Annotated in this window: 19 protein-coding genes; 13 read left to right on the top strand and 6 right to left on the bottom strand. The window is 71.5% G+C overall.

What is annotated here, in order from left to right:
* Nucleotides 1-81: 81 nt before the first annotated feature.
* The 7 genes from GA0070618_RS15005 (at nt 82) to GA0070618_RS14975 (ending at nt 10,672) form a co-directional block, all read left to right on the top strand.
* Complete coding sequence (locus tag GA0070618_RS15005) at nt 82-3,009, top strand: helix-turn-helix transcriptional regulator (RefSeq protein ID WP_088982187.1); 2,928 nt, start codon at nt 82-84, stop codon at nt 3,007-3,009.
* A gap of 104 nt (nt 3,010-3,113) precedes the next feature.
* Nucleotides 3,114-3,662, top strand: a complete 549-nt coding sequence (locus GA0070618_RS15000; protein ID WP_088985540.1) for a Uma2 family endonuclease — start codon at nt 3,114-3,116, stop codon at nt 3,660-3,662.
* Between the two features lie 33 nt (nt 3,663-3,695).
* Nucleotides 3,696-5,132, top strand: a complete 1,437-nt coding sequence (locus tag GA0070618_RS14995; protein ID WP_088982186.1) for a TldD/PmbA family protein — start codon at nt 3,696-3,698, stop codon at nt 5,130-5,132.
* A gap of 61 nt (nt 5,133-5,193) precedes the next feature.
* Entirely contained in the window at nt 5,194-6,570 is a 1,377-nt protein-coding gene (locus tag GA0070618_RS14990; RefSeq protein WP_231931745.1) for a metallopeptidase TldD-related protein, read from the top strand.
* A 301-nt stretch (nt 6,571-6,871) separates the two neighbouring features.
* A complete protein-coding gene (locus GA0070618_RS14985; RefSeq protein WP_088982185.1) occupies nt 6,872-7,678 on the top strand; it encodes a hypothetical protein in 807 nt (268 codons plus the stop codon).
* A 15-nt stretch (nt 7,679-7,693) separates the two neighbouring features.
* Entirely contained in the window at nt 7,694-9,616 is a 1,923-nt protein-coding gene (locus tag GA0070618_RS14980; protein ID WP_088982184.1) for a fumarate reductase/succinate dehydrogenase flavoprotein subunit, read from the top strand.
* Entirely contained in the window at nt 9,617-10,672 is a 1,056-nt protein-coding gene (locus GA0070618_RS14975; protein WP_088982183.1) for a succinate dehydrogenase/fumarate reductase iron-sulfur subunit, read from the top strand.
* A gap of 74 nt (nt 10,673-10,746) precedes the next feature.
* On the opposite strand, the gene GA0070618_RS14970 is transcribed toward GA0070618_RS14975, so the two are convergent.
* Complete coding sequence (locus GA0070618_RS14970) at nt 10,747-11,187, bottom strand: (deoxy)nucleoside triphosphate pyrophosphohydrolase (protein ID WP_088982182.1); 441 nt, start codon at nt 11,185-11,187, stop codon at nt 10,747-10,749.
* A 183-nt stretch (nt 11,188-11,370) separates the two neighbouring features.
* On the opposite strand from GA0070618_RS14970, the gene GA0070618_RS14965 reads away from it, so the two are divergent.
* The 4 genes from GA0070618_RS14965 to GA0070618_RS14950 all read left to right on the top strand — a co-directional run bounded on the left by GA0070618_RS14965 (nt 11,371) and on the right by GA0070618_RS14950 (nt 13,375).
* Entirely contained in the window at nt 11,371-11,679 is a 309-nt protein-coding gene (locus GA0070618_RS14965; RefSeq protein ID WP_088982181.1) for a 4a-hydroxytetrahydrobiopterin dehydratase, read from the top strand.
* Between the two features lie 229 nt (nt 11,680-11,908).
* Nucleotides 11,909-12,205 (top strand): hypothetical protein, encoded by a 297-nt coding sequence (locus GA0070618_RS14960; protein ID WP_088982180.1) that lies wholly within the window; start codon nt 11,909-11,911, stop codon nt 12,203-12,205.
* A 41-nt stretch (nt 12,206-12,246) separates the two neighbouring features.
* Nucleotides 12,247-12,609 (top strand): PH domain-containing protein, encoded by a 363-nt coding sequence (locus tag GA0070618_RS14955; protein WP_088982179.1) that lies wholly within the window; start codon nt 12,247-12,249, stop codon nt 12,607-12,609.
* Nucleotides 12,610-12,655: 46 nt separating this feature from the next.
* Complete coding sequence (locus GA0070618_RS14950; RefSeq protein ID WP_231931744.1) at nt 12,656-13,375, top strand: SanA/YdcF family protein; 720 nt, start codon at nt 12,656-12,658, stop codon at nt 13,373-13,375.
* 193 nt (nt 13,376-13,568) lie between these two features.
* On the opposite strand, the gene GA0070618_RS14945 is transcribed toward GA0070618_RS14950, so the two are convergent.
* The 3 genes from GA0070618_RS14945 to GA0070618_RS14935 all read right to left on the bottom strand — a co-directional run bounded on the left by GA0070618_RS14945 (nt 13,569) and on the right by GA0070618_RS14935 (nt 14,950).
* Nucleotides 13,569-14,228, bottom strand: coding sequence for a class I SAM-dependent DNA methyltransferase (locus tag GA0070618_RS14945; protein ID WP_088982178.1), 660 nt, complete (start codon nt 14,226-14,228; stop codon nt 13,569-13,571).
* 105 nt (nt 14,229-14,333) lie between these two features.
* The gene (locus GA0070618_RS14940; RefSeq protein WP_088982177.1) at nt 14,334-14,594 is read right to left on the bottom strand and encodes a hypothetical protein; all 261 of its coding nucleotides are present in this window, start codon (nt 14,592-14,594) and stop codon (nt 14,334-14,336) included.
* Entirely contained in the window at nt 14,591-14,950 is a 360-nt protein-coding gene (locus tag GA0070618_RS14935; RefSeq protein ID WP_088982176.1) for a DivIVA domain-containing protein, read from the bottom strand. The genes GA0070618_RS14940 and GA0070618_RS14935 overlap by 4 nt, the downstream gene beginning before the upstream one ends.
* A 310-nt stretch (nt 14,951-15,260) precedes the next feature.
* On the opposite strand from GA0070618_RS14935, the gene GA0070618_RS14930 reads away from it, so the two are divergent.
* Entirely contained in the window at nt 15,261-15,668 is a 408-nt protein-coding gene (locus tag GA0070618_RS14930; RefSeq protein ID WP_088982175.1) for a GntR family transcriptional regulator, read from the top strand.
* Between the two features lie 102 nt (nt 15,669-15,770).
* Nucleotides 15,771-16,301, top strand: a complete 531-nt coding sequence (locus GA0070618_RS14925) for a hypothetical protein (protein ID WP_088982174.1) — start codon at nt 15,771-15,773, stop codon at nt 16,299-16,301.
* 196 nt (nt 16,302-16,497) lie between these two features.
* Here the strand turns inward: GA0070618_RS14925 and GA0070618_RS14920 are convergent, their stop codons facing one another.
* Both GA0070618_RS14920 and GA0070618_RS14915 read right to left on the bottom strand, forming a co-directional pair.
* Complete coding sequence (locus GA0070618_RS14920) at nt 16,498-17,151, bottom strand: D-Ala-D-Ala carboxypeptidase family metallohydrolase (RefSeq protein WP_088982173.1); 654 nt, start codon at nt 17,149-17,151, stop codon at nt 16,498-16,500.
* Between the two features lie 300 nt (nt 17,152-17,451).
* Entirely contained in the window at nt 17,452-18,225 is a 774-nt protein-coding gene (locus GA0070618_RS14915) for a DUF4253 domain-containing protein (RefSeq protein WP_088982172.1), read from the bottom strand.
* Nucleotides 18,226-18,268 lie beyond the last annotated feature (43 nt).

Here is an 18,268-nt window from a genome sequence, read left to right as displayed (position 1 = left end):
GTGTGGAGACCGGTAACAGAAGACTCAGTACCCTGAACCCGCAGGTGAATCGGGTTGACGCGGGCAGAGGGGGGTGGCCGGATGCCCTTGGGACCGCCGCACGTCGCCCGGTCGGACTCCCGGTCGGCGGTGCTCGTCGGCCGCCGGGCCGAGTTGGCCACGCTGCGCGCGGCCGTCGCCGCCCCGCCGTCCCTCGTCCTGGTCGAGGGCGAGGCGGGGGTCGGCAAGAGCCGCCTGGTGGGAGAGCTCCTCGCCACCCCCGACCTGGCCGGTGTGCGCCGCCTGGTCGGCCAGTGCGAGCTGCTCCAGGAGCCCCTGCCGCTCTCCCCCCTGCTCGACGCCTTCCGTCTCGCCGGCCCCGACCTCGCCCTGTCCCCGCCGGGCAACCCGGTGGTCGGGGCGCTCGCGCCGCTTCTCCCCGAGGTCGCCGAGCACCTGCCCGCGCCCCTGCCCGCGCTCTCCGACCAACTGGCGGAGCGGCACCGGGTGTTCCGGGCGGCCATCGCGCTGCTCGACCACCTGAGCCCGCTGGTCCTCGTCCTGGAGGACGTGCACTGGGCCGACGGCGGCACCCAGGACTTCCTCGCCTTCCTGGCCACGTACCAGCCGAGGGAACTCTCGGTGATCCTCACCGTCCGCAGCGGGGCCGGGCCGCTGCCGGTCCGGGAGGCCTTCGCCCGCGCACCGTCCGGGCCGGCGCGGTCGATCCGCCTCGCCCCGCTGCGCCCGCCCGAGGTGGAGCAGCTCGCGAGCAGCATCCTGCGGACGGACGTGCCGGCGGCCTTCGCCACCTCGCTGTACGAGAAGACCGGTGGCATCCCCTTCGTGGTGGAGGAGGTGCTCCGCACCCTCCCGGAGCACCTGCCCGCCGGCGAGATCCCCGGCCGGCCCGACGTGCTCGCCGACCTCGCCGTGCCGACGGTGCTGCGGGACGTGCTGCTCCAGCGCCTCTCCTCGCTCGACCACGGGGCACAGGAGATCCTCCGGGCTGCCGCCGTCGTCGGCATGACCCCCGACGAGGGGATCCTCGCGGAGGTCACCGGTCGCGGCCCGGCGGAGATCGCCGAGGCCCTGGCGCAGGCGCAGGCGGCCGGCCTGCTGCACGAGCACGACGGCGGATGCCGGTTCCGGCACCGGTTGGCCTGGCAGATCGTGTACGAGTCGGTGGCCACGTCCAGCCGGCGCTGGCTGCACCTGAAGACCGCGCGGGCCCTCCAGTCGGCGGGCGGGCCGAAACCGCTGGCCCAGCTCGCCCACCATTTCCGGCTCGCCGGGAGCGCCGCCGAGTTCGTGGCGAACGCGGAGGCGGCGGCGGACACCGCCCTCGCGCACGGCAACGACGCCACGGCGGCGCGGTTCCTGTTGCAGGCGCTCCAGCTCGGCGAGCCGGCCGGTGAGGTGCGGGTCAGGCTGGCCGTCAAGCTCGGCAAGGCGGCGGTCGACGGGCTGGCACAGACGCAGGCCGTACCGATCCTCGAACGCCTCCTGGCGACCGAACCGCTCCCCGCCGGCCTGCGCGGCGAGCTGCGCTTCGCCCTCGGACGCCTGCTGCGCCAGCACGGCGCGGCCCGGGCGGGCTACCTCCAGATCGAACAGGCCGTCCCCGACCTGGCCGACCGGCCCGGACTGCTCGGTCGGGCGCTCGCCGCGCTCGCCGCGCCGGAGACCGTGGTGGACCGGCACTTCAGTGAGCACGCCGTCCGGTGCGACCAGGCCGAGGAGGCCGCACGGCGCAGCGGCGAGCGGGGCGTCCACGTCGCGGTCCGCATCGCGCGGGCCTCGCTCCTGCTCGAACAGGGCGACCCGGCGAGCTGGCGGCTGATCGACGAGCTGCTGCGGGACGACGCCCTCCGGTCCGCGCCACGGGAACACGCCCGCGCCTGCCTCAACTGGGCACAGGGCGCCCTCCACATCGGGCAGCTACGGCGTGCGGAGACCCTGCTGGCCGAAGGACGCCGGACCGCCGACCAGGCTGAGTACCTCCGCCTGGCGGAGGTCGTCGAACTCGTGGCCGCCGCCGTCGACCACGCCCTCGGACGCTGGAAGGGGCTGACTGACCGCCTCCGCCGACTGAGCGGCTTCCACCCGGCCCTCCCGCAGCCGTCCCACGGCACGGCGTCCCACTTCGCCGCCGCCTCCTTCGACATCCGGTTGCTGCACGGCGCGTTGCTGGCGGCCACCGGCCCGGCCGAGGAGGCCACCGCGAGCCTGGGTGACGTGGTCGCGGTCACCGAGCGGGTCGGTGCCGTCTGGCCGCTGATCTCCGCCCGGACCACGCTGTCCCGGCTGTTGCTGACGCTGGGCGACGCCGAGGGCGCGGCCTCGGCCGCCACCGCCGCGCTCGCCGACGTACGCGCCAAGGGGAACTGGGTGTGGGGGGCCGAGTCGGTGCTGTGCCTGACGGACGCCCTCGACGCCGTGGGCCGGACCGACGAGGCGGGCCCACTCGTGGACGAGCTGGGCGCCGGGATCGGCGACGCCGACGCGCCACTCGCCCAGGCGGCCCTGCTCAGCGCGCGGGCTGTCCTGCTCCGCGCACGTGATGCCCAGCAGCAGGCCGATCGGCTCCTCGTCGCGGCGCACACCAGGCTGGGCGAGGCCGGGCTGCGCTACCAGGAGGCCACGGCCCGCGAGCGCCTCGGACGCTGGCGCTGCGAACGGGGAGCCGCCGACGGCGGGCGCATCCTGGAGGACGCGTTGCGCTCCTACGGGGAACTCGGCGCGGACCGGGACATCGCGCGGATCTGCCGGACCATGCGGAGCAACGGCGTGGCCATCCCGTACCCGTGGCGCGGTGGACGCCCGTCCCACGGCCGGGTGCTGTCGTCCCGGGAACGCGAGGTGGCGTTGCTGGCGGCGAACGGGCGGACGAACCAGGAGATCGCCGAGGAGCTGTTCCTGTCCCGGCGTACGGTCGAGAGCCATGTCGCCAGCGTGCTGCGCAAGCTCGGCTGCCGGTCCCGCCGAGAACTCCCGGCGATGATGCCGCTCCCGGTCGACGGCGACTGACCGCCCGACGTGGTGGCCGATGAGCCCAGCTCGTCGCACCCGAGGTGCGACGATGGGGCAGGCGATCACGAGAGGATTCCCGCCGGATCGAGATGGAGGTGACCATGATCGCAGCGCTGTTCGACCACCACGGACCGTGGACGGAGGAGGAGTACCTCGCCCTCGGCGAGACGCACCACCGCGTCGAACTCTTCGACGGGAGCCTCCACGTGACCCCAGCCCCCACGCCCCAACACCAGAACATCTCCGGTGAACTCCGCGCCGCCCTGCGCCGACCGGTCCGCGAGGCCGGACTGCGCGTGCTGGAAGGGGTGAACGTCCGGCTCCGCCCGGACCGCATTTCGATTCCGGACCTCGTCGTCACCGATCCGATCGACCTCGACGACCCCTACGTCGACGCGGGCGACGTACGACTGGTCTGCGAGATCATCTCGCCTGGCAACGCCGCCACGGACAAGGTGCTGAAGATGCACTACTACGCAGCCGCCGGGATCGAGTGGTATCTGCTGGTCGAGCAGAAGACCCTCGTCGCCCAGTTGTACCGACTACAGGACGGCCACTACGTGGAGCACTCGACCGCCGGCCCGGGTGGGGTGCTGAAGCTGACCGAGCCGGTGCACGTGACGATCCGGCCGGAGGCGTTGCTGGACTGACAAGTGTCGGCGGGCTCGCCTAGGGTCGAGTCCATGACCGAGTTCGACGCGGCGACGCTCGCCGTGCAGGCCGCGCTCGACGCCGGTGCGCGGTATGCCGACGTCCGGGTGATGCACCGCCGCTACGAGTCCATGTCGGCCCGCAACGGCGAGATCGAGGAGCTGACCCAGGACTCCGACCTCGGGCTCGGGGTGCGCGCGCTGGTCGGGTCGAGTTGGGGCTTCTACGCCGTCCCCGACCTGGCCGACGCCGCCGCCCGCGACGCCGGACACCGCGCCGCCCGGATCGCCGCGGCGAGCGCCCGGGTGCCCGGCCCACCGGTCGAGCTGGTGCCGTCGACGCCCACCACCGCCTCCTGGTCCTCCCCCTGTGAGGTCGACCCGCTCGGCGTGCCGCTCAGCGGCAAGGGCGACCTGCTGGTCGCCGCGACCGCCACGATGGCCGAGCACGGGGCGGATCTCGCCGAGGGGCTCTACCAGGTCTGGGACACCAGCAAGTGGTTCGTCTCCAGCGAGGGGCACCGCATCGACCAGCACATCCGTGAGTGCGGGGCGGGCATCTCGGCCACCTCGATCGGCGACGGCGAGACCCAGCGCCGGTCCTGGCCGAGCTACCGGGGCCAGTACGGCACCACCGGCTGGGAGCTGGTCGACTCGCTCGACCTGGTGGGCAACGCCGCCCGGATGGCCGAGGAGTCCCGGGCCCTGCTCACCGCCCCGCTCTGCCCGGCCGGCGAGACCGACCTGATCCTCGGCGGCGAGCAGCTCGCGTTGCAGATCCACGAGTCGGTCGGGCACGCCATCGAGCTGGACCGGATCCTCGGCTGGGAGGCCGCCTTCGCCGGCACCTCCTGGCTGGACCTGCGCCAGCTCGGCTCGCTGCGCTACGGCTCCGAGCTGATGAACGTCACGATCGACCCGACCATCCCGGGCGCGCTGGGCAGTTTCGGCTTCGACGACGAGGGCTCCCCGGCGGTCCGCCGGGACGCGGTCCGCGCCGGCCGTTGGGTGGGGGTGCTGGCCGGCCGGGACTCGGCTGCCGTCGCCGGTCTGGGCTACGGCGGCAGCGTCCGTGCCGACGGTTGGGCCCGGCTGCCGATGGTGCGAATGACCAACGTCGGCCTGGAGCCGGGACCGCACACCCTGGAGGAGATCGTCGAGGCGACCGACGACGGGGTGCTGATGGACATCAACCGTTCCTGGTCCATCGACGACAAACGCCTCAACTTCCAGTTCGGCTGCGAGATCGGGTGGGAGGTCAAGAAGGGCCGGCGCGGCCGGATGCTGCGCAACCCGACCTACACCGGGATCGGGCCGGTCTTCTGGCGTTCGATGGACATGCTCTCCTCCGAGATCGTCCCCTGGGGCACGCCCAACTGCGGCAAGGGCCAGCCGGGGCAGGTCGGGCACACCGGCCACCCGGCCGCCCCGGCCCGTTTCCGCAACGTCCGGGTGGGGGTGACCGCGTGAGCGCGAGGAATGAGCGAGCGCAGCGAGCGAGTCCCGCAGTCGCGAACGAAAGGGCCGCAGCGTGAGCGAGCAGGAGATCGCCGGGCAGGTGGTGGAGCTGGTGGGCCGGCTCGCCGGCGCGGGCGCGCAGGCCGAGGTGACGGTGACCCGGTCGGACGCGGCGCTGACCCGGTTCGCCAACTCGTTCATCCACCAGAACGTCGCCGAGTCGACGGTGTCGATACGGTTGCGGCTGCACGCCGACGGGCGTACGGCCACCGGCAGCGGCAGCCTGGCCAGCCCGGACGGGCTCCGTGAGCTGGTCGAGCGGACCCTGGTCGCGGCCCGGCTCGGCCCGCCGGACCCGGGCTGGCCGGGGCTGGCCCCGCCCGCCCCGGCACCGGCCGCCCCGACGCCCGACGAGGCCACCGCCCATGCCGAGCCCGACGAGCGGGCCGCCCGGGTCCGCGCCTTCGTCGACGCGGCCGGTGGGCTGGAGACGGCCGGCTACTGCCGTACCTCCCACCATGCCGCCGCGTTCGCCAACACCGCCGGGCACACCGCGTGGGGGCGGATGGCCGAGGCCGCCATGGACGGCATCGCGCGGACCGGCGGGGTCGACGGGATGGCCCGGCTCGCCGCCGACCGGCTGGGTGACCTGGACGGCGCGCTCCTCGGGGCGCGGGCGGCGGCGAAGGCCCGCTCCGGTGTCGACCCGGTCGAGTTGCCGCCGGGGCGGTACGAAGTGGTCTTCGAGCCGGCCGCCGTCGCCGACCTGCTGTCGAACCTCGCCATGTACGGCTTCAACGGCAAGGCGTACGCCGAGCGGAAGTCCTTCGCCGAGCCGGGCGCGGCCCAGTTCGACCGGACGGTGTCCCTGGTCGACGACCCGCTCGCCGCCTCCGGGCTGCCGGTGGACACCGAGGGGACCGCCCGTCGCGCGCTGCCCCTGGTGACCGCCGGCAGGACCGACGCGGTGGTGCACGATCGGCGTACAGCCGCCGCCACCGGTGCCGCCTCGACCGGGCACGGGTCCCTCGAATCGCCCACCTTCGGCCCGTTCCCGCACACCGTCCGGCTGCTGCCGGCGCAGGGGCCGGCACCGACGGGCACGGTGTCCGGGCCGGTGGTCGACCCGGACACGGCCGCCCTGGTGGCGGGGGTCGGGCGGGGGCTGCTGGTGAGCGACCTCTGGTACACGCGGGTGCTCGACCCGAAGGCCCTCACGGTGACCGGGCTGACCCGCAACGGGGTCTGGCTGATCGAGGACGGCGTGGTCACCCGCGCGGTCCGGGACCTTCGCTTCACCCAGGCGTACCCCCGGGCGCTGGCGCCTGGGGCGGTGCTGGGGACGGGTCGGGTCGCGCTCCGCCAACCGGACCGGACCGCCGGCGCCTGGTGGAGCACGCCCCCGCTGCGCCTCGCCGAGTGGAACTTCACGGGTGGCGCCTCCGGGTGAGCTGCACCGGGCCCCGGATCGTTGATCCCATGGGCCCGGATCCTCCCCCGACGTGAGGTTCTTAACATCGGACAGCGATCGGAGCGCCACAGCTTTCCAACCGGCCGCGTACAAGCGACACTCCCTGCGCGAACGGCTCGTACCGGGCGGCGTAACGTGTGTCACTTAGCTGCGTCGGTACGCCCCGGCGTGGTGGTGGGTGTGCGCAGGGGGACGTGGCTGCGAGGGGCGGTGCGCCGGCCCGCGTGCCCGGCCGGAACCGATCCGTGCCCGCGAGGGCCCCGTCAGGGAGACAACTGGAATGACTTCAACGGCAACGAGGCCGCGGGGTGCGCGAGCGCGCGCCGCCATCGCGGCGAAGACGTTGCGTACCGACCGCTGGTGGTTGGCGCCGCTGATCACGGTCATCGGCCTCGGCGCGTGGGTCACGTACGCGACGGTCCGGGTCTTCATGCACAAGTGGTACTGGGTCGACGACTATCACTACCTGACCCCGTTCTACTCGCCGTGTGTGACCGACCGGTGCGTCACGGAGGCATCGCACTTCGGGCAGTTCCTGCCCGGCTGGTGGATCATCCCGGACGCCGCGATGACCCTGCCGTTCCTGCTGTTGTTCCGGTTGACCTGCTACTACTACCGCAAGGCGTACTACCGGTCGTTCTGGCTCTCGCCGCCGGCCTGCGCGGTGCCGGACGGGCACAAGACCTACTCGGGCGAGACCCGCTTCCCGCTGCTCGGCCAGAACCTGCACCGGTACGCCTTCTACGCCGCCGCGATCATCTCCCTGATCAACACCTGGGACGCGATCCTCGCCTTCCACTCGCCGAAGGGCTTCGGCTTCGGGCTCGGCAACGTGATCCTGCTGGTCAACGTGATCATGCTGTGGGCGTACACGATCTCCTGCCACTCCTGCCGGCACATCATCGGCGGCCGGCTGAAGCACTTCTCCAAGAACCCGCTGCGCTACCGCGCCTGGACGGGCGTGTCGTGGCTGAACGTCCGCCACATGCAGCTCGCCTGGATCACCCTCGGCACCCTCGCGCTGACCGACTTCTACGTGATGGCGCTGGCCGCCGGCTGGTTCAGCGACCTGCGGTTCATCAACTAAAGGGCCCTGACACAGATGACTACGCGAATCGAACGACACCACTACGACGTCGTCGTGATCGGGGCCGGTGGCGCCGGCCTGCGCGCGGCGATCGAGGCCCGCCTGGCCGGCAAGAAGACCGCGATCATCTCGAAGTCGCTCTTCGGCAAGGCGCACACGGTCATGGCCGAGGGCGGCGCCGCCGCCGCCATGGGGAACGTGAACAGCCGGGACAACTGGCAGGTGCACTTCCGCGACACCATGCGCGGTGGCAAGTTCCTCAACAACTTCCGGATGGCCGAGCTGCACGCGAAGGAGTCGCCGCAGCGGATCTGGGAGCTGGAGACCTACGGTGCGCTCTTCGACCGCACCAAGGACGGCAAGATCTCGCAGCGCAACTTCGGCGGGCACGAGTACCCCCGGCTGGCGCACGTCGGTGACCGGACCGGCCTGGAGCTGATCCGCACCCTCCAGCAGAAGATCGTCTCCCTCCAGCAGGAGGACAAGAAGGAGTTCGGCAGCTACGACGCGCGGATCAAGGTCTTCGCGGAGACCACGATCACCGAGCTGCTGCTCGACGGCGACCGGGTCGCCGGGGCCTTCGGCTACTACCGCGAGTCCGGCGAGTTCGTCCTCTTCGAGGCCCCGGCGGTGGTGCTCGCCACCGGCGGCGTCGGCCGGTCGTACAAGGTCACCTCGAACTCCTGGGAGTACACCGGGGACGGCCACGCGCTGGCGCTGCGCGCCGGGGCGACCCTGATCAACATGGAGTTCCTCCAGTTCCACCCGACCGGCATGGTCTGGCCGGTCTCGGTGAAGGGCATCCTGGTCACCGAGTCGGTCCGGGGTGACGGCGGCGTCCTCAAGAACTCCGAGGGCAAGCGGTTCATGTTCGACTACGTGCCCGACGTGTTCCGCAAGCAGTACGCGGACAACGAGGCCGAGGCGGACCGCTGGTACAAGGACCCGGACAACAACCGGCGTCCGCCGGAGCTGCTCCCCCGGGACGAGGTCGCCCGCGCGATCAACAGCGAGGTCAAGGCGGGTCGGGGTACGCCGGCCGGCGGCGTCTACCTGGACATCGCCTCCCGGCTGCCGGCCGAGGAGATCCGTCGCCGCCTCCCGTCGATGTACCACCAGTTCAAGGAGCTGGCCGACGTCGACATCACCAAGGAGCCGATGGAGGTCGGGCCGACCTGTCACTACGTGATGGGTGGCGTGGAGGTCGACCCGGACAGCGGGGCCGCGTCCGGCAACGTGCGGGGGCTCTTCGCCGCCGGCGAGGTCTCCGGCGGCATGCACGGCTCCAACCGGCTCGGCGGCAACTCCCTCTCCGACCTGCTGGTCTTCGGCAAGCGGGCGGGCGGGCACGCGGCGACCTACGCCGACCAGCTCCCGTCCCGCCCCAAGGTGTCGGTGGACGCGGTCGAGGCTGCGGTGGAGACCGCGCTCGCCCCGCTCCAGCGGGACACCGGCGAGAACCCGTACACCCTCCAGCAGGACCTCCAGGCGGTGATGGGCGACCTGGTCGGCATCATCCGGCGGGAGGGTGAGCTGGCCGACGCGCTGGTCCGTCTCGCCGAGCTGCGCGAGCGGGTGGCGAAGGTCAGCGCGGCGGGTGGCCGGCGCTACAACCCGGGCTGGCACCTGGCCCTGGACCTGCGCAACATGCTGGTCGTCTCGGAGTGCACCGCGAAGGCCGCCCTGGAGCGGCAGGAGTCGCGGGGCGGCCACACCCGGGAGGACTTCCCGAAGATGGACCCGACGTGGCGCCGGGTGAACCTGGTCTGCTCGCTCGACGGCGACACCGTGCGCCTGGAGCACAAGCCGCTGCCGAAGATGCGCGCGGAGCTGATCAGCCTCTTCGACCGGGCCGAGCTGGCGAAGTACCTGACCGACGAGGAGCTGGCCGACTTCGACGCCCTCGTCGCCGACGCGCACGCCGAGGAGGCGAAGTAAGTGGGCTCGAAGCGCCAATTCCGCATCTGGCGGGGTGACGAGAACGGCGGTGACCTCCAGGACTACACCATCGAGGTCAACGAGGGCGAGGTCGTCCTCGACGTCATCCACCGCCTCCAGGCCACCGACGCGCCGGACCTGGCCTGCCGGTGGAACTGCAAGGCCGGCAAGTGCGGGTCCTGCTCGATGGAGATCAACGGCAAGCCGCGGCTGGGCTGCATGACCCGGATGTCGACCTTCGAGGAGAACGAGACCGTCACGGTCACTCCGCTGCGGACCTTCCCGGTGATCCGGGACCTGGTCACCGACGTCTCGTTCAACTACGAGAAGGCACGGGAGACCCCCGCGTTCGCACCGCCGGAGGACCTGGCCCCGGGCGACTACCGGATGCAGCAGGTCGACGTGGAGCGGTCGCAGGAGTTCCGGAAGTGCATCGAGTGCTTCCTGTGCCAGACGGTCTGCCACGTGATCCGGGACCACGAGGAGAACAAGCAGGCGTTCTCCGGTCCGCGCTACTTCATCCGGGCCGCCGAGCTGGACATGCACCCGCTCGACACCAAGACCGACCGCAAGGAGTACGCGCAGGCCGAACAGGGCCTCGGCTTCTGCAACATCACCAAGTGCTGCACCGAGGTGTGCCCCGAGCACATCAAGATCACCGACAACGGGATCATCCCGATGAAGGAGCGGGTGGTCGACCGCAAGTATGATCCCCTCGTGTGGCTTGGTAGCAAGATCTTCCGTCGGGGTCAGAACGAGCAGGTCAGGGCCGGTGCCCAGCCGCAGGTCGGGGTGCACCACGGCCTGCACTCGCACGCGGGCGGGTCGCACGACCCGGGTGCCGAGGCACAGGCGCAGCGCGGGCTCAACTGGAACCGCGAGGTGCCGCACCCGACCGCCCCGGCCGTGGACGAGCGGGGTCGGCTGCCGCTGAGCGAGCTCACCTTCGACCGGCCGGCCGCGCCGTCGCCCTTCGGTGACGACGTGACGTTCCCGCTCCCCACCGAGCACCTGAACTACGCGCACCCGGAGCAGGACGAGAAGAAGAAGCACTGAGCGACACAGCGAACGGCAACGGGGGTCGTGCGGCGCGAGCCGCACGACCCCCGTTTCGCTTCGACCGGCGGTGGTCAGAGCCGGGCGAGGAGGGGACGGAGAGCGGCCACGATGGGGACGTCCGCAGGAAGCCAGTCGACCGTGTCGAGTTCGTCGGCGGAGAGCCACCGCATCTCGGCGTGCTCCAGTGCCCGGGGCTGGTCGTCGCCGAGCAGCCGGGCCGCGTACACCCGGAGCACCGCGCGGCCGTGCGCCATCCGGACGTCCCGCCCGACCCGGTCGCCGACCTCGACGCGTACGGCGAGTTCCTCGGCGCACTCGCGGACCAGGGCGGCGGTCTCGCTCTCCCCCGGTTCGACCTTGCCGCCGGGGAACTCCCACCGGCCGGCGACCTCCGGCGGGGCGGACCGGGCACAGGCCAGCACCCGCCCGTCGGCGACGATGGCCGCGCCCACGACCACCTTCACGTCCCGGCGTTCGGCCTGCCCGTCACCACTAATCCGTTCGGTCCGCACGGCTGACCAGCGTGCCAGATCAATCGGCGGTTTGGGTACCGTCGTCAACCGCTAGGCCAGGAAGAGAGGGAAGTGTGGGCGTGGACACACCCCCCGCATGACGACAGACTAGGGAACACCAACGGGACACAGGATGGCGACGATTTGGCCACGAGCCGGCAACGACGCCTGGGAGGTGCGGTAATGCGCGCGCTGTTCCGCAGCCGAACCAAGCGCGACTACCTCAGCGACGCCCTCGCCCTGCTCTCCGGGTGGACCCGTGAAGGGGAGCAGATCCGGCGCACGCTGCTGATCGACGACTCCCAGCATGCGGCACTGACCGAGCGTGTCAAGGTCGTCGCGGACGCGCTGCACCTGCGCCCCGAGATCAGCCGATCGGCCGACCGCACTCTGATCCGGGTCGGGCACGGCGACGACGAGCCGCTCGGCGAGGGCGAGGTCCTGCTGGCCGCGCGGATCGAGGACGCGTACCGCGCCGTCACCGGCTCCTGAGCGCCCACGGAATTGCCGGACGACAAGTGTTTGCTCGGAAGGCCCCACGGGTAGCTAAAGCAGTACGGGCCGGACAAGCCCCTTGAAAACCCGCAAAGAACCAAAAAGCCGCTGACCCCCGGCGGCGAAAGGGCCCCGTCGACCGACCACACCTCCCCCGTGGTCGACCGGCGGGGCCCTCGCACGCCCGCCGACACCTCGGCGAGCGTCCGACATCCATACTCGTCGCATGCGGGTGCTGCACGTCGTCGTACCACTGCTGTTCGTGGTGTTGGCCGCTATCGCCCTGGTGGCGACCGTCCGGGGCAGGTTCTCGATCTTCCACGACCTGTCCCGCCCGTACTTCTGGCTGCTGGTCGCGCAGTGGTTCTTCCTGGCCGGCGACGCCGCGCTCGGGGAGAACCGGCCGACGTTCGAGCGCGCCTGGAAGGGCGCGATCGCGGTCCTGTTGGCCGCGAGCTTCGGCATCGACCTGTGGCGTCGTCGCCGCGCCCAGGCGGCCTCGCCCTCGCCAACCGACGCCTGAGCGGCGGGGCAGGCTGGCATGCCCCACCTACCGTGGGAATCATGGCGAACGCGACGTACGACCGGAAAGAGCAGTACAACCAGATCTCCAGCGGCCTGCTCCAGGGCGAGCAGATCATCGCCGTCTACGACGCCATCGGCACCGGCACCGGCTTCATCGGCCTGACCGACCGGCGCGTGATCATCCAGGACCGATCCTTCGTCGGGAAGAAGTTCGCGATCACCAGCATCCCGTACTCGAAGATCACCAGCGTCAGCGTGGTCAGCAACAAGTCGTGGGGTGGGCAGTTCTTCTCCACCGGGGCGATCGCGATCCACGTCGGCACGCACACGTACGAGGTCGAGTTCCGTGGCTCGGACAAGGCCCACCACGTGCACAACGTGATCCTGCACTACATCTCCTGACCCCGAGCAAGATCAGGTCTCGCCGCCCGCTGGAATACTGGATCACATGCGGCGACGGCTGGCGATGATGATCGGGACATGGCGGGCGGCGGTCCGGGCCGTACCGCGCTGGCTGCGCCTCGCCGTCGGCCTGGGGGTCGTCGGCGCGGTGCTGCTGACCGCCGGCACGGTGGCCAGCGTCAACTGGATCCGGCGGGGCGCGGACGGGCATCTCTTCACCGCGGCGACCGTGCCGGAGGCGCCGGTCGCCCTGGTGCTCGGCACCAAGGTCCAGCCGGACGGCGAGCCGTCGCCGTTCCTCGCCGCCCGCCTGGAGATCGCCCGGCAGCTCTACGCCTCCGGCAAGGTCGGTGCGATCCTGGTCTCCGGCGACAACATCCGCCCCGAGTACGACGAGCCGACCGCGATGCGACGCTGGCTGGTCGAGCGCGGCGTGCCAGCCCACAAGGTGGTGCGCGACTACGCCGGCCTGGACACCTACGACTCGTGTGCCCGCGCCAAGCGGATCTTCGGTGTGGACCGGGCGACCCTGGTGACCCAGTCCTTCCACCTGCCGCGCGCGGTGACGGTGTGTCGACGGCTCGGCGTCGATGCCAACGGGGTCGGTGACGAGACCGCCCGCGCGTACGAGCGGACCTGGCGGATCAGCTCCAGCCGCGAGCACGGCGCCGCCGTGAAGGCCGCGCTGGACGTCCTCTCCGGCCGCGATCCGGCCCACCTCGGCCGCCGCGAGACCGGCGTCGACGACGCCCTGCTGGCCGGCTGAGACCGACTGCCGCTTTGTCGGGACGGCCGGCCCGTCGGTCGGCCGTCCGCAGGCGAAACAGGAGGGTGCAGGCCGACAGCGCGCCGGGCGGCAGGAAGGCGTCGTGCGTCCTTTAGAGCTGCCCGCACAGACGGGGCAGCGCCGCCGGCCGGGCGTCCTTTGGAGCTGCCCCATCGGCGGGACGGGGATGCGGCTACGCGCTCCGGGAGCCGGTCCTGCGGACCAGCATGTACCCGTACGCGGGCTCCGACCCTTCCGGTGGGGTGCTGCCCTGGAAAATCGTCGCGAACCCGGCGGCGGCGAACCGGTCCTCCATCTCCCGGGCCGGCAGCCAGTACCGGTCGAAGTCGATGCCGAGGCTCTCGACGACACCGCCGGGGGCGTTACGGCGCGCGGTGCCGTCGCCGTGCTTGAAGGCCGTCACCAGGTAGCCGCCCGGCTGCACCACCCGGGCGAGTTCGGCGAAGGCGGGAACCCTGGCGTCCGGCGCCAGGTAGATCAGCGAGAACCAGCACACCACTCCGGCCAGCGATGCGTCCTCGAACGGCAGCTCGCGCAGATCGGCGACCTCGTACGCGAAGCCCGGGTTCTCCCGCCGTGCCACCTCGACCATCCCGGGCGAGAGATCCACGCCGCGAGGCGACAGACCCCGGCCCGCGAGGTACGGAAGAAGGCGTCCGGTGCCGCAGCCCACGTCCGCGACCTGCGTGCCGACGGCCAGGGTCATCTCGGCGAACAGGTCGAGCATCGCCCGCTCGACCGGCATGCTCTCCAGCACCCCGACCAGGTTCGTCGCGTACCACTCCGAGAGCACGTCGTGCGCGTCCCGCAGCTCCCTGGTCCCCGCGTCCATCCCCCGTCGCCCCCTCCGTCGGCACCGTTTGCGACGGCGAACCTACCCCCGCTGCCGCCCCGCCCACCCCCGACACGCGGGGCGGGACACGCCCCCTGCGTCGGGCTACCGGAGCAGCCGGCGCGTGCAGGGGCCGTCGTGACCGGCCCGGAGCAGGCAGCGGTGTCCGCCGGGCAGCCGGGTGTCGCAGAAGACCCGGTGGTGCACGCCCTGCTCGTCCTCGTACGACACGGTGGCCTCGCCCGGGTCGGTGCAGGGCAGGATGCTCGCCCACCGGGCCACCACCCGGGCCAGACGCACCGCCCCGGTCAGGTCGCCGGCCACCACCGGCAGGTGGATCACGAAACGTTCCCGGCCGCGCGTCACCGGTACGCCCGCTCGTTGGCCCGGGGCGCGTACTCCGACTGCCAGCGCCGCAGCGCCTCCTTGATCCGGCTGGTCTCCTCCCGGCTCTGGTTCAGCCTGTCGTCCAGTTCGGCCAGGTCGTCGGCGACCCGGTCGAGGAACTCGCGCACGTCCGCCGGGTCCAGCCCGCGCCGGAACAGCCCGACGCTGCGGAACCGTCGCCGCCGCACCTGCCAGGACCGCAGCGGCGCGTACGACCGGGACCGGTAGACACCCGGCTCCGCCGGACGTGCCGCTCCCCGGTCCCCGCCGCCCGGCCGGTGGCTGCCGCCGGTCGACCGCCGGTCGCCACCGGCCCGCCGGGAGAAGAACCGCATGCCCGCTCCGCCTTTCTGTCGCTCTCCGTCACCAGGTGTGGAAGGGGCGGCCCACCCGCCCGCCGCGCACGGGCGGACCACCCCGCCCTGCCGCCGCAGCTCCCATCAGCAGTACGACACCAGGGCCGACCAGCAGCTCGATCGGCTGAACGGCAGACCCGCGATCAACCGTTCATGCCCGAACACGAGCCGTGATTGCGAGACTACAAACATCCGGACAAGCGCACAAGACCTGTGGGACAGGGGCATGTTTGTGAGGGAGACAGGGGCGCGTTGGCACGTGCCCACAAGGCGATGAGGCTTCAGGGGTATGAGGATCGATCCCCGCTCGCACACGCCGATCTACATCCAGCTCGCAGACCTGCTGCGCGCGAAGATCGAATCCGGGGAGTTCGCTCCGGGATCGACGCTTCCCAGCGAGCTGCAACTCAGCCAGGAGCACGAAATCGGCAGGGAGAGTGTCCGCATGGCGGTGGCGCTCCTGCGGTCCGAGGGTCTGCTCAGGACGAGCCGGGGTCGCGGCACCTGGGTGCGGGAAGCACCACAGCGCGAGCATGTCGAGCTGACGCCGGGCAGCTCGGCGATCGCCCGGATGCCGTCGAACCGGGAGCGCCGCGAGATGGACCTGGACGAGGGCGTACCCGTGATCGAGATCCGGAGCGCGGAGGGCGACGTGACGGTCCTGCCCGGCGACCAGACGGAGCTGGTCCGTCCCTGACCTGTCCTCCGCAGACCGATGCCCATAGCTTGTCGCCACGCAGAGGGAGCCTGGCAGCACTGCCGACGGGGTTCTACGGTTGGTCCTGGATAAGGTGACGGGGTGTCGGCCGAACGGCGTCGGGAGTTGCGAGGCAAGTACCTGAAGCTCGGGACGGGAGAGCTTGCCGCCGCAGCCTCGTTCGCTGTGGTCGCCATCGCCCTCGTGATGCCCCGCCTCGCCGGGTCTGACGACTCCATGGCCCTGTGGTCGGCACTGGTTCCGCTGCTCGTGGTCCTGGTGCAGGCGGGGATCTACTGGCTGGCCGCCCGCTCCTGGGTCGAGCGGGCACCGATGCCAGCCGCCATCGCTGCCGCCTACCGGGTGTTCCGGATCGTCGACGCCGTTCTCCTGGGCGTCGGTCTGGCCGGAATCCTGCTGTGGTGGCCTGAGAGGATCGGCACCGCCCTGCTGGTGGTGGCGGTGTGGGTCTTCGGGGTGGTGGAATACCTGAACTACTTTGTCGTTCGCCTCGCCTACCCCCTGGCTCGGTGGTTGACCACGGTGGGCCAGTGGCGTCCCCCTCGGTTGGTGCAGGACATACGTACGTCAGCACCGGGCCCGGGATGGCAGGGTCGTTCGGAGCCGGATTGACCCACACGAGGGCCATTCGCAACGCAGGGTCCACCCATGTCTCGGGGCCTCCGGGCCAAGCTGCACATGGCCGCCCGCCGTCTCGGCCTCAAGCCCCGATCCTGCAACTCTTCCAAGCGGGGGCGAGCGGCTGATCGACGGCGGGTCGGCAGTCGAGTGACGGGGCACCGGCAGCGCTACTGACGTGCCCTGTGGGTCAGCAGTTCGGCGCGCGCCAGAACTGGGTGGACTTGTTGCCGACATGGACGTGGTCGTCGTGGTCGGGATAACCCGGTCCGAGGATTTCCTTGAAGCCGCAGTAGCGGGCCATCCGCCACATCTCGCAGAGGCTCGGCCGGCTCGACGTGCCGAGGTCGGCCGCCTTTCCGTACGTGTGCAGGCTGCCGCGTGCTCCCCCGACGCTGCTGTTGCAGGAGATGCTGCGGAACCCGGAGGAGATGACGATCGGCCGGTCGCCGAGCTTGTGCCGCAGGGCCTCCAGTTGCCACATGACCCGCAGCAGGTTCTCCCGCACGGTGGCGGCGTCGACCGCGCCACCGGTGAAACCGTTCTGCCCGCAACTGCCGTCGAATTCCGAGTACGCGAAGTGGATCGGCGTGCAGTCGTCGTCCTGGATGGAGTAGATCAGGTTGAATACCGCCGGGCCGGCGGTCTCCGACGTGTCCGACAGGCGGTAGCCGGCCTTGAAGCGCTTGACGGCGGCCCCGGTGGCCGGTCCGAAGACACCGTCGATCGCGAGGGTCTCGCCGTAGCCGACCCAACCGGCGATACGGATCTGGAGCTGTTTCACGTCGTTTCCGGTTACCCCCCGGCTGAGGGTACGGGTCCAGGTGAAGCACTTGGTGGTCATGCCAACTCCCGTGGTGAGGCGACAGATCTCCCACCGCCAGCCCGAGATTCCACGAGCGTCCACACGCGCGAATCCTTCTCATTCCCGGGAGTTACGCGTCCGGCCGAGAATGGGAAAGTTACCTCACTGTTCGGGTTTCCGTGCCGACGGGATTCCACGGTGGCGCGGGCGCACGGTCACGACCAATTCCGACCGGACAATCGGCAACTGGCGACATTTTGACGAAGTGGTGACGAGCGATGTGTCATTCTCGCCGTCGATCTCACCGCTGGCGGCCCCGGACCGGCAGCCCGGACGTGCTCAGTCCCACCAGAACGCCCAGCAGTTCAGACCCCGGATCTGCTTGGCGTAGGCGGCCAGCGTCCCGCTGCCCTGCCAGATGTTGTCCGGGCAGAAGGCGAAGTGCTCGGCGGCGACCCGTAGGGCGTGCTCGGATGAGGTCGGCGGGGCGGCCACGCTCAGGTAGAGGGTGTCGAATCCGAGGCCGATCACCCTCGCGCCGAAGCGATCCTCCCAACTCCGCACCACTGCCGCGATCTCCCCCGAGTCACCGGTGAAGTTCGTCGGGCCGGTCCAGCCGGTCACGGCCAGGGTGTCCGCGCTCCGGGCGGCCGGCACCAGACCCAGCCGTGTCTGCCCGTCCGCCAGGAAGGCCACGTACTCGTCGGCGAAGTCACCGGGCGACCCTTCCGGATGACCGGGGTCGGCCGCGCCGGGCCACCGCACACCGAGCGGCGACACCACCTCGGCGAAATCCGCGTCCTTCTCGTCCTCGCCCCACCACTGGGCGAGCAGCTCCGTCGGGTCGTGCCGGTCCGGCGACGACATCCTCGCCGGGGACACCTCGCCGACCACCCAGGGTCGCTCCTCCTCGCTGCGCAGACCACTCAGCAACAGCGGCCACAGCCCGGTCACCTGGTGGTTGCGCCGGAGCTGCGTCCAGCGGTAGGGCTCGGCCGGGTCGTCGCTCAGCCAGTACGGCGGCGGGCCGCCGTCCTCGGGCGTGACGAGTCGGCCGGGAGGCAACGTCCCGGCGGGCAGGGCGTCGAGCAGCCGGGGCAGGTCCGTGATCATGACGGGGAGCGTAGGCGACCCGTACGACGTGCCGGCCGGCGTC

Source organism: Micromonospora echinospora, from assembly GCF_900091495.1.
Classification (GTDB): Bacteria; Actinomycetota; Actinomycetes; order Mycobacteriales; family Micromonosporaceae; genus Micromonospora; species Micromonospora echinospora.
This window is presented reverse-complemented; position numbering and strand designations above follow the sequence as displayed.

Excerpts from the sequence above, each read along its gene's own strand:
- GA0070618_RS14935 (WP_088982176.1), bottom strand. The coding sequence starts at position 14,950 with ATGCGGTTCTTCTCCCGGCGGGCCGGTGGCGACCGGCGGTCGACCGGC.
- GA0070618_RS15005 (WP_088982187.1), top strand. The coding sequence starts at position 82 with ATGCCCTTGGGACCGCCGCACGTCGCCCGGTCGGACTCCCGGTCGGCG.
- GA0070618_RS14945 (WP_088982178.1), bottom strand. The coding sequence starts at position 14,228 with ATGGACGCGGGGACCAGGGAGCTGCGGGACGCGCACGACGTGCTCTCG.
- GA0070618_RS14965 (WP_088982181.1), top strand. The coding sequence starts at position 11,371 with ATGCGCGCGCTGTTCCGCAGCCGAACCAAGCGCGACTACCTCAGCGAC.
- GA0070618_RS15000 (WP_088985540.1), top strand. The coding sequence starts at position 3,114 with ATGATCGCAGCGCTGTTCGACCACCACGGACCGTGGACGGAGGAGGAG.
- GA0070618_RS14930 (WP_088982175.1), top strand. The coding sequence starts at position 15,261 with ATGAGGATCGATCCCCGCTCGCACACGCCGATCTACATCCAGCTCGCA.
- GA0070618_RS14980 (WP_088982184.1), top strand. The coding sequence starts at position 7,694 with ATGACTACGCGAATCGAACGACACCACTACGACGTCGTCGTGATCGGG.
- GA0070618_RS14995 (WP_088982186.1), top strand. The coding sequence starts at position 3,696 with ATGACCGAGTTCGACGCGGCGACGCTCGCCGTGCAGGCCGCGCTCGAC.
- GA0070618_RS14950 (WP_231931744.1), top strand. The coding sequence starts at position 12,656 with ATGCGGCGACGGCTGGCGATGATGATCGGGACATGGCGGGCGGCGGTC.
- GA0070618_RS14915 (WP_088982172.1), bottom strand. The coding sequence starts at position 18,225 with ATGATCACGGACCTGCCCCGGCTGCTCGACGCCCTGCCCGCCGGGACG.
- GA0070618_RS14985 (WP_088982185.1), top strand. The coding sequence starts at position 6,872 with ATGACTTCAACGGCAACGAGGCCGCGGGGTGCGCGAGCGCGCGCCGCC.
- GA0070618_RS14920 (WP_088982173.1), bottom strand. The coding sequence starts at position 17,151 with ATGACCACCAAGTGCTTCACCTGGACCCGTACCCTCAGCCGGGGGGTA.
- GA0070618_RS14960 (WP_088982180.1), top strand. The coding sequence starts at position 11,909 with ATGCGGGTGCTGCACGTCGTCGTACCACTGCTGTTCGTGGTGTTGGCC.
- GA0070618_RS14955 (WP_088982179.1), top strand. The coding sequence starts at position 12,247 with ATGGCGAACGCGACGTACGACCGGAAAGAGCAGTACAACCAGATCTCC.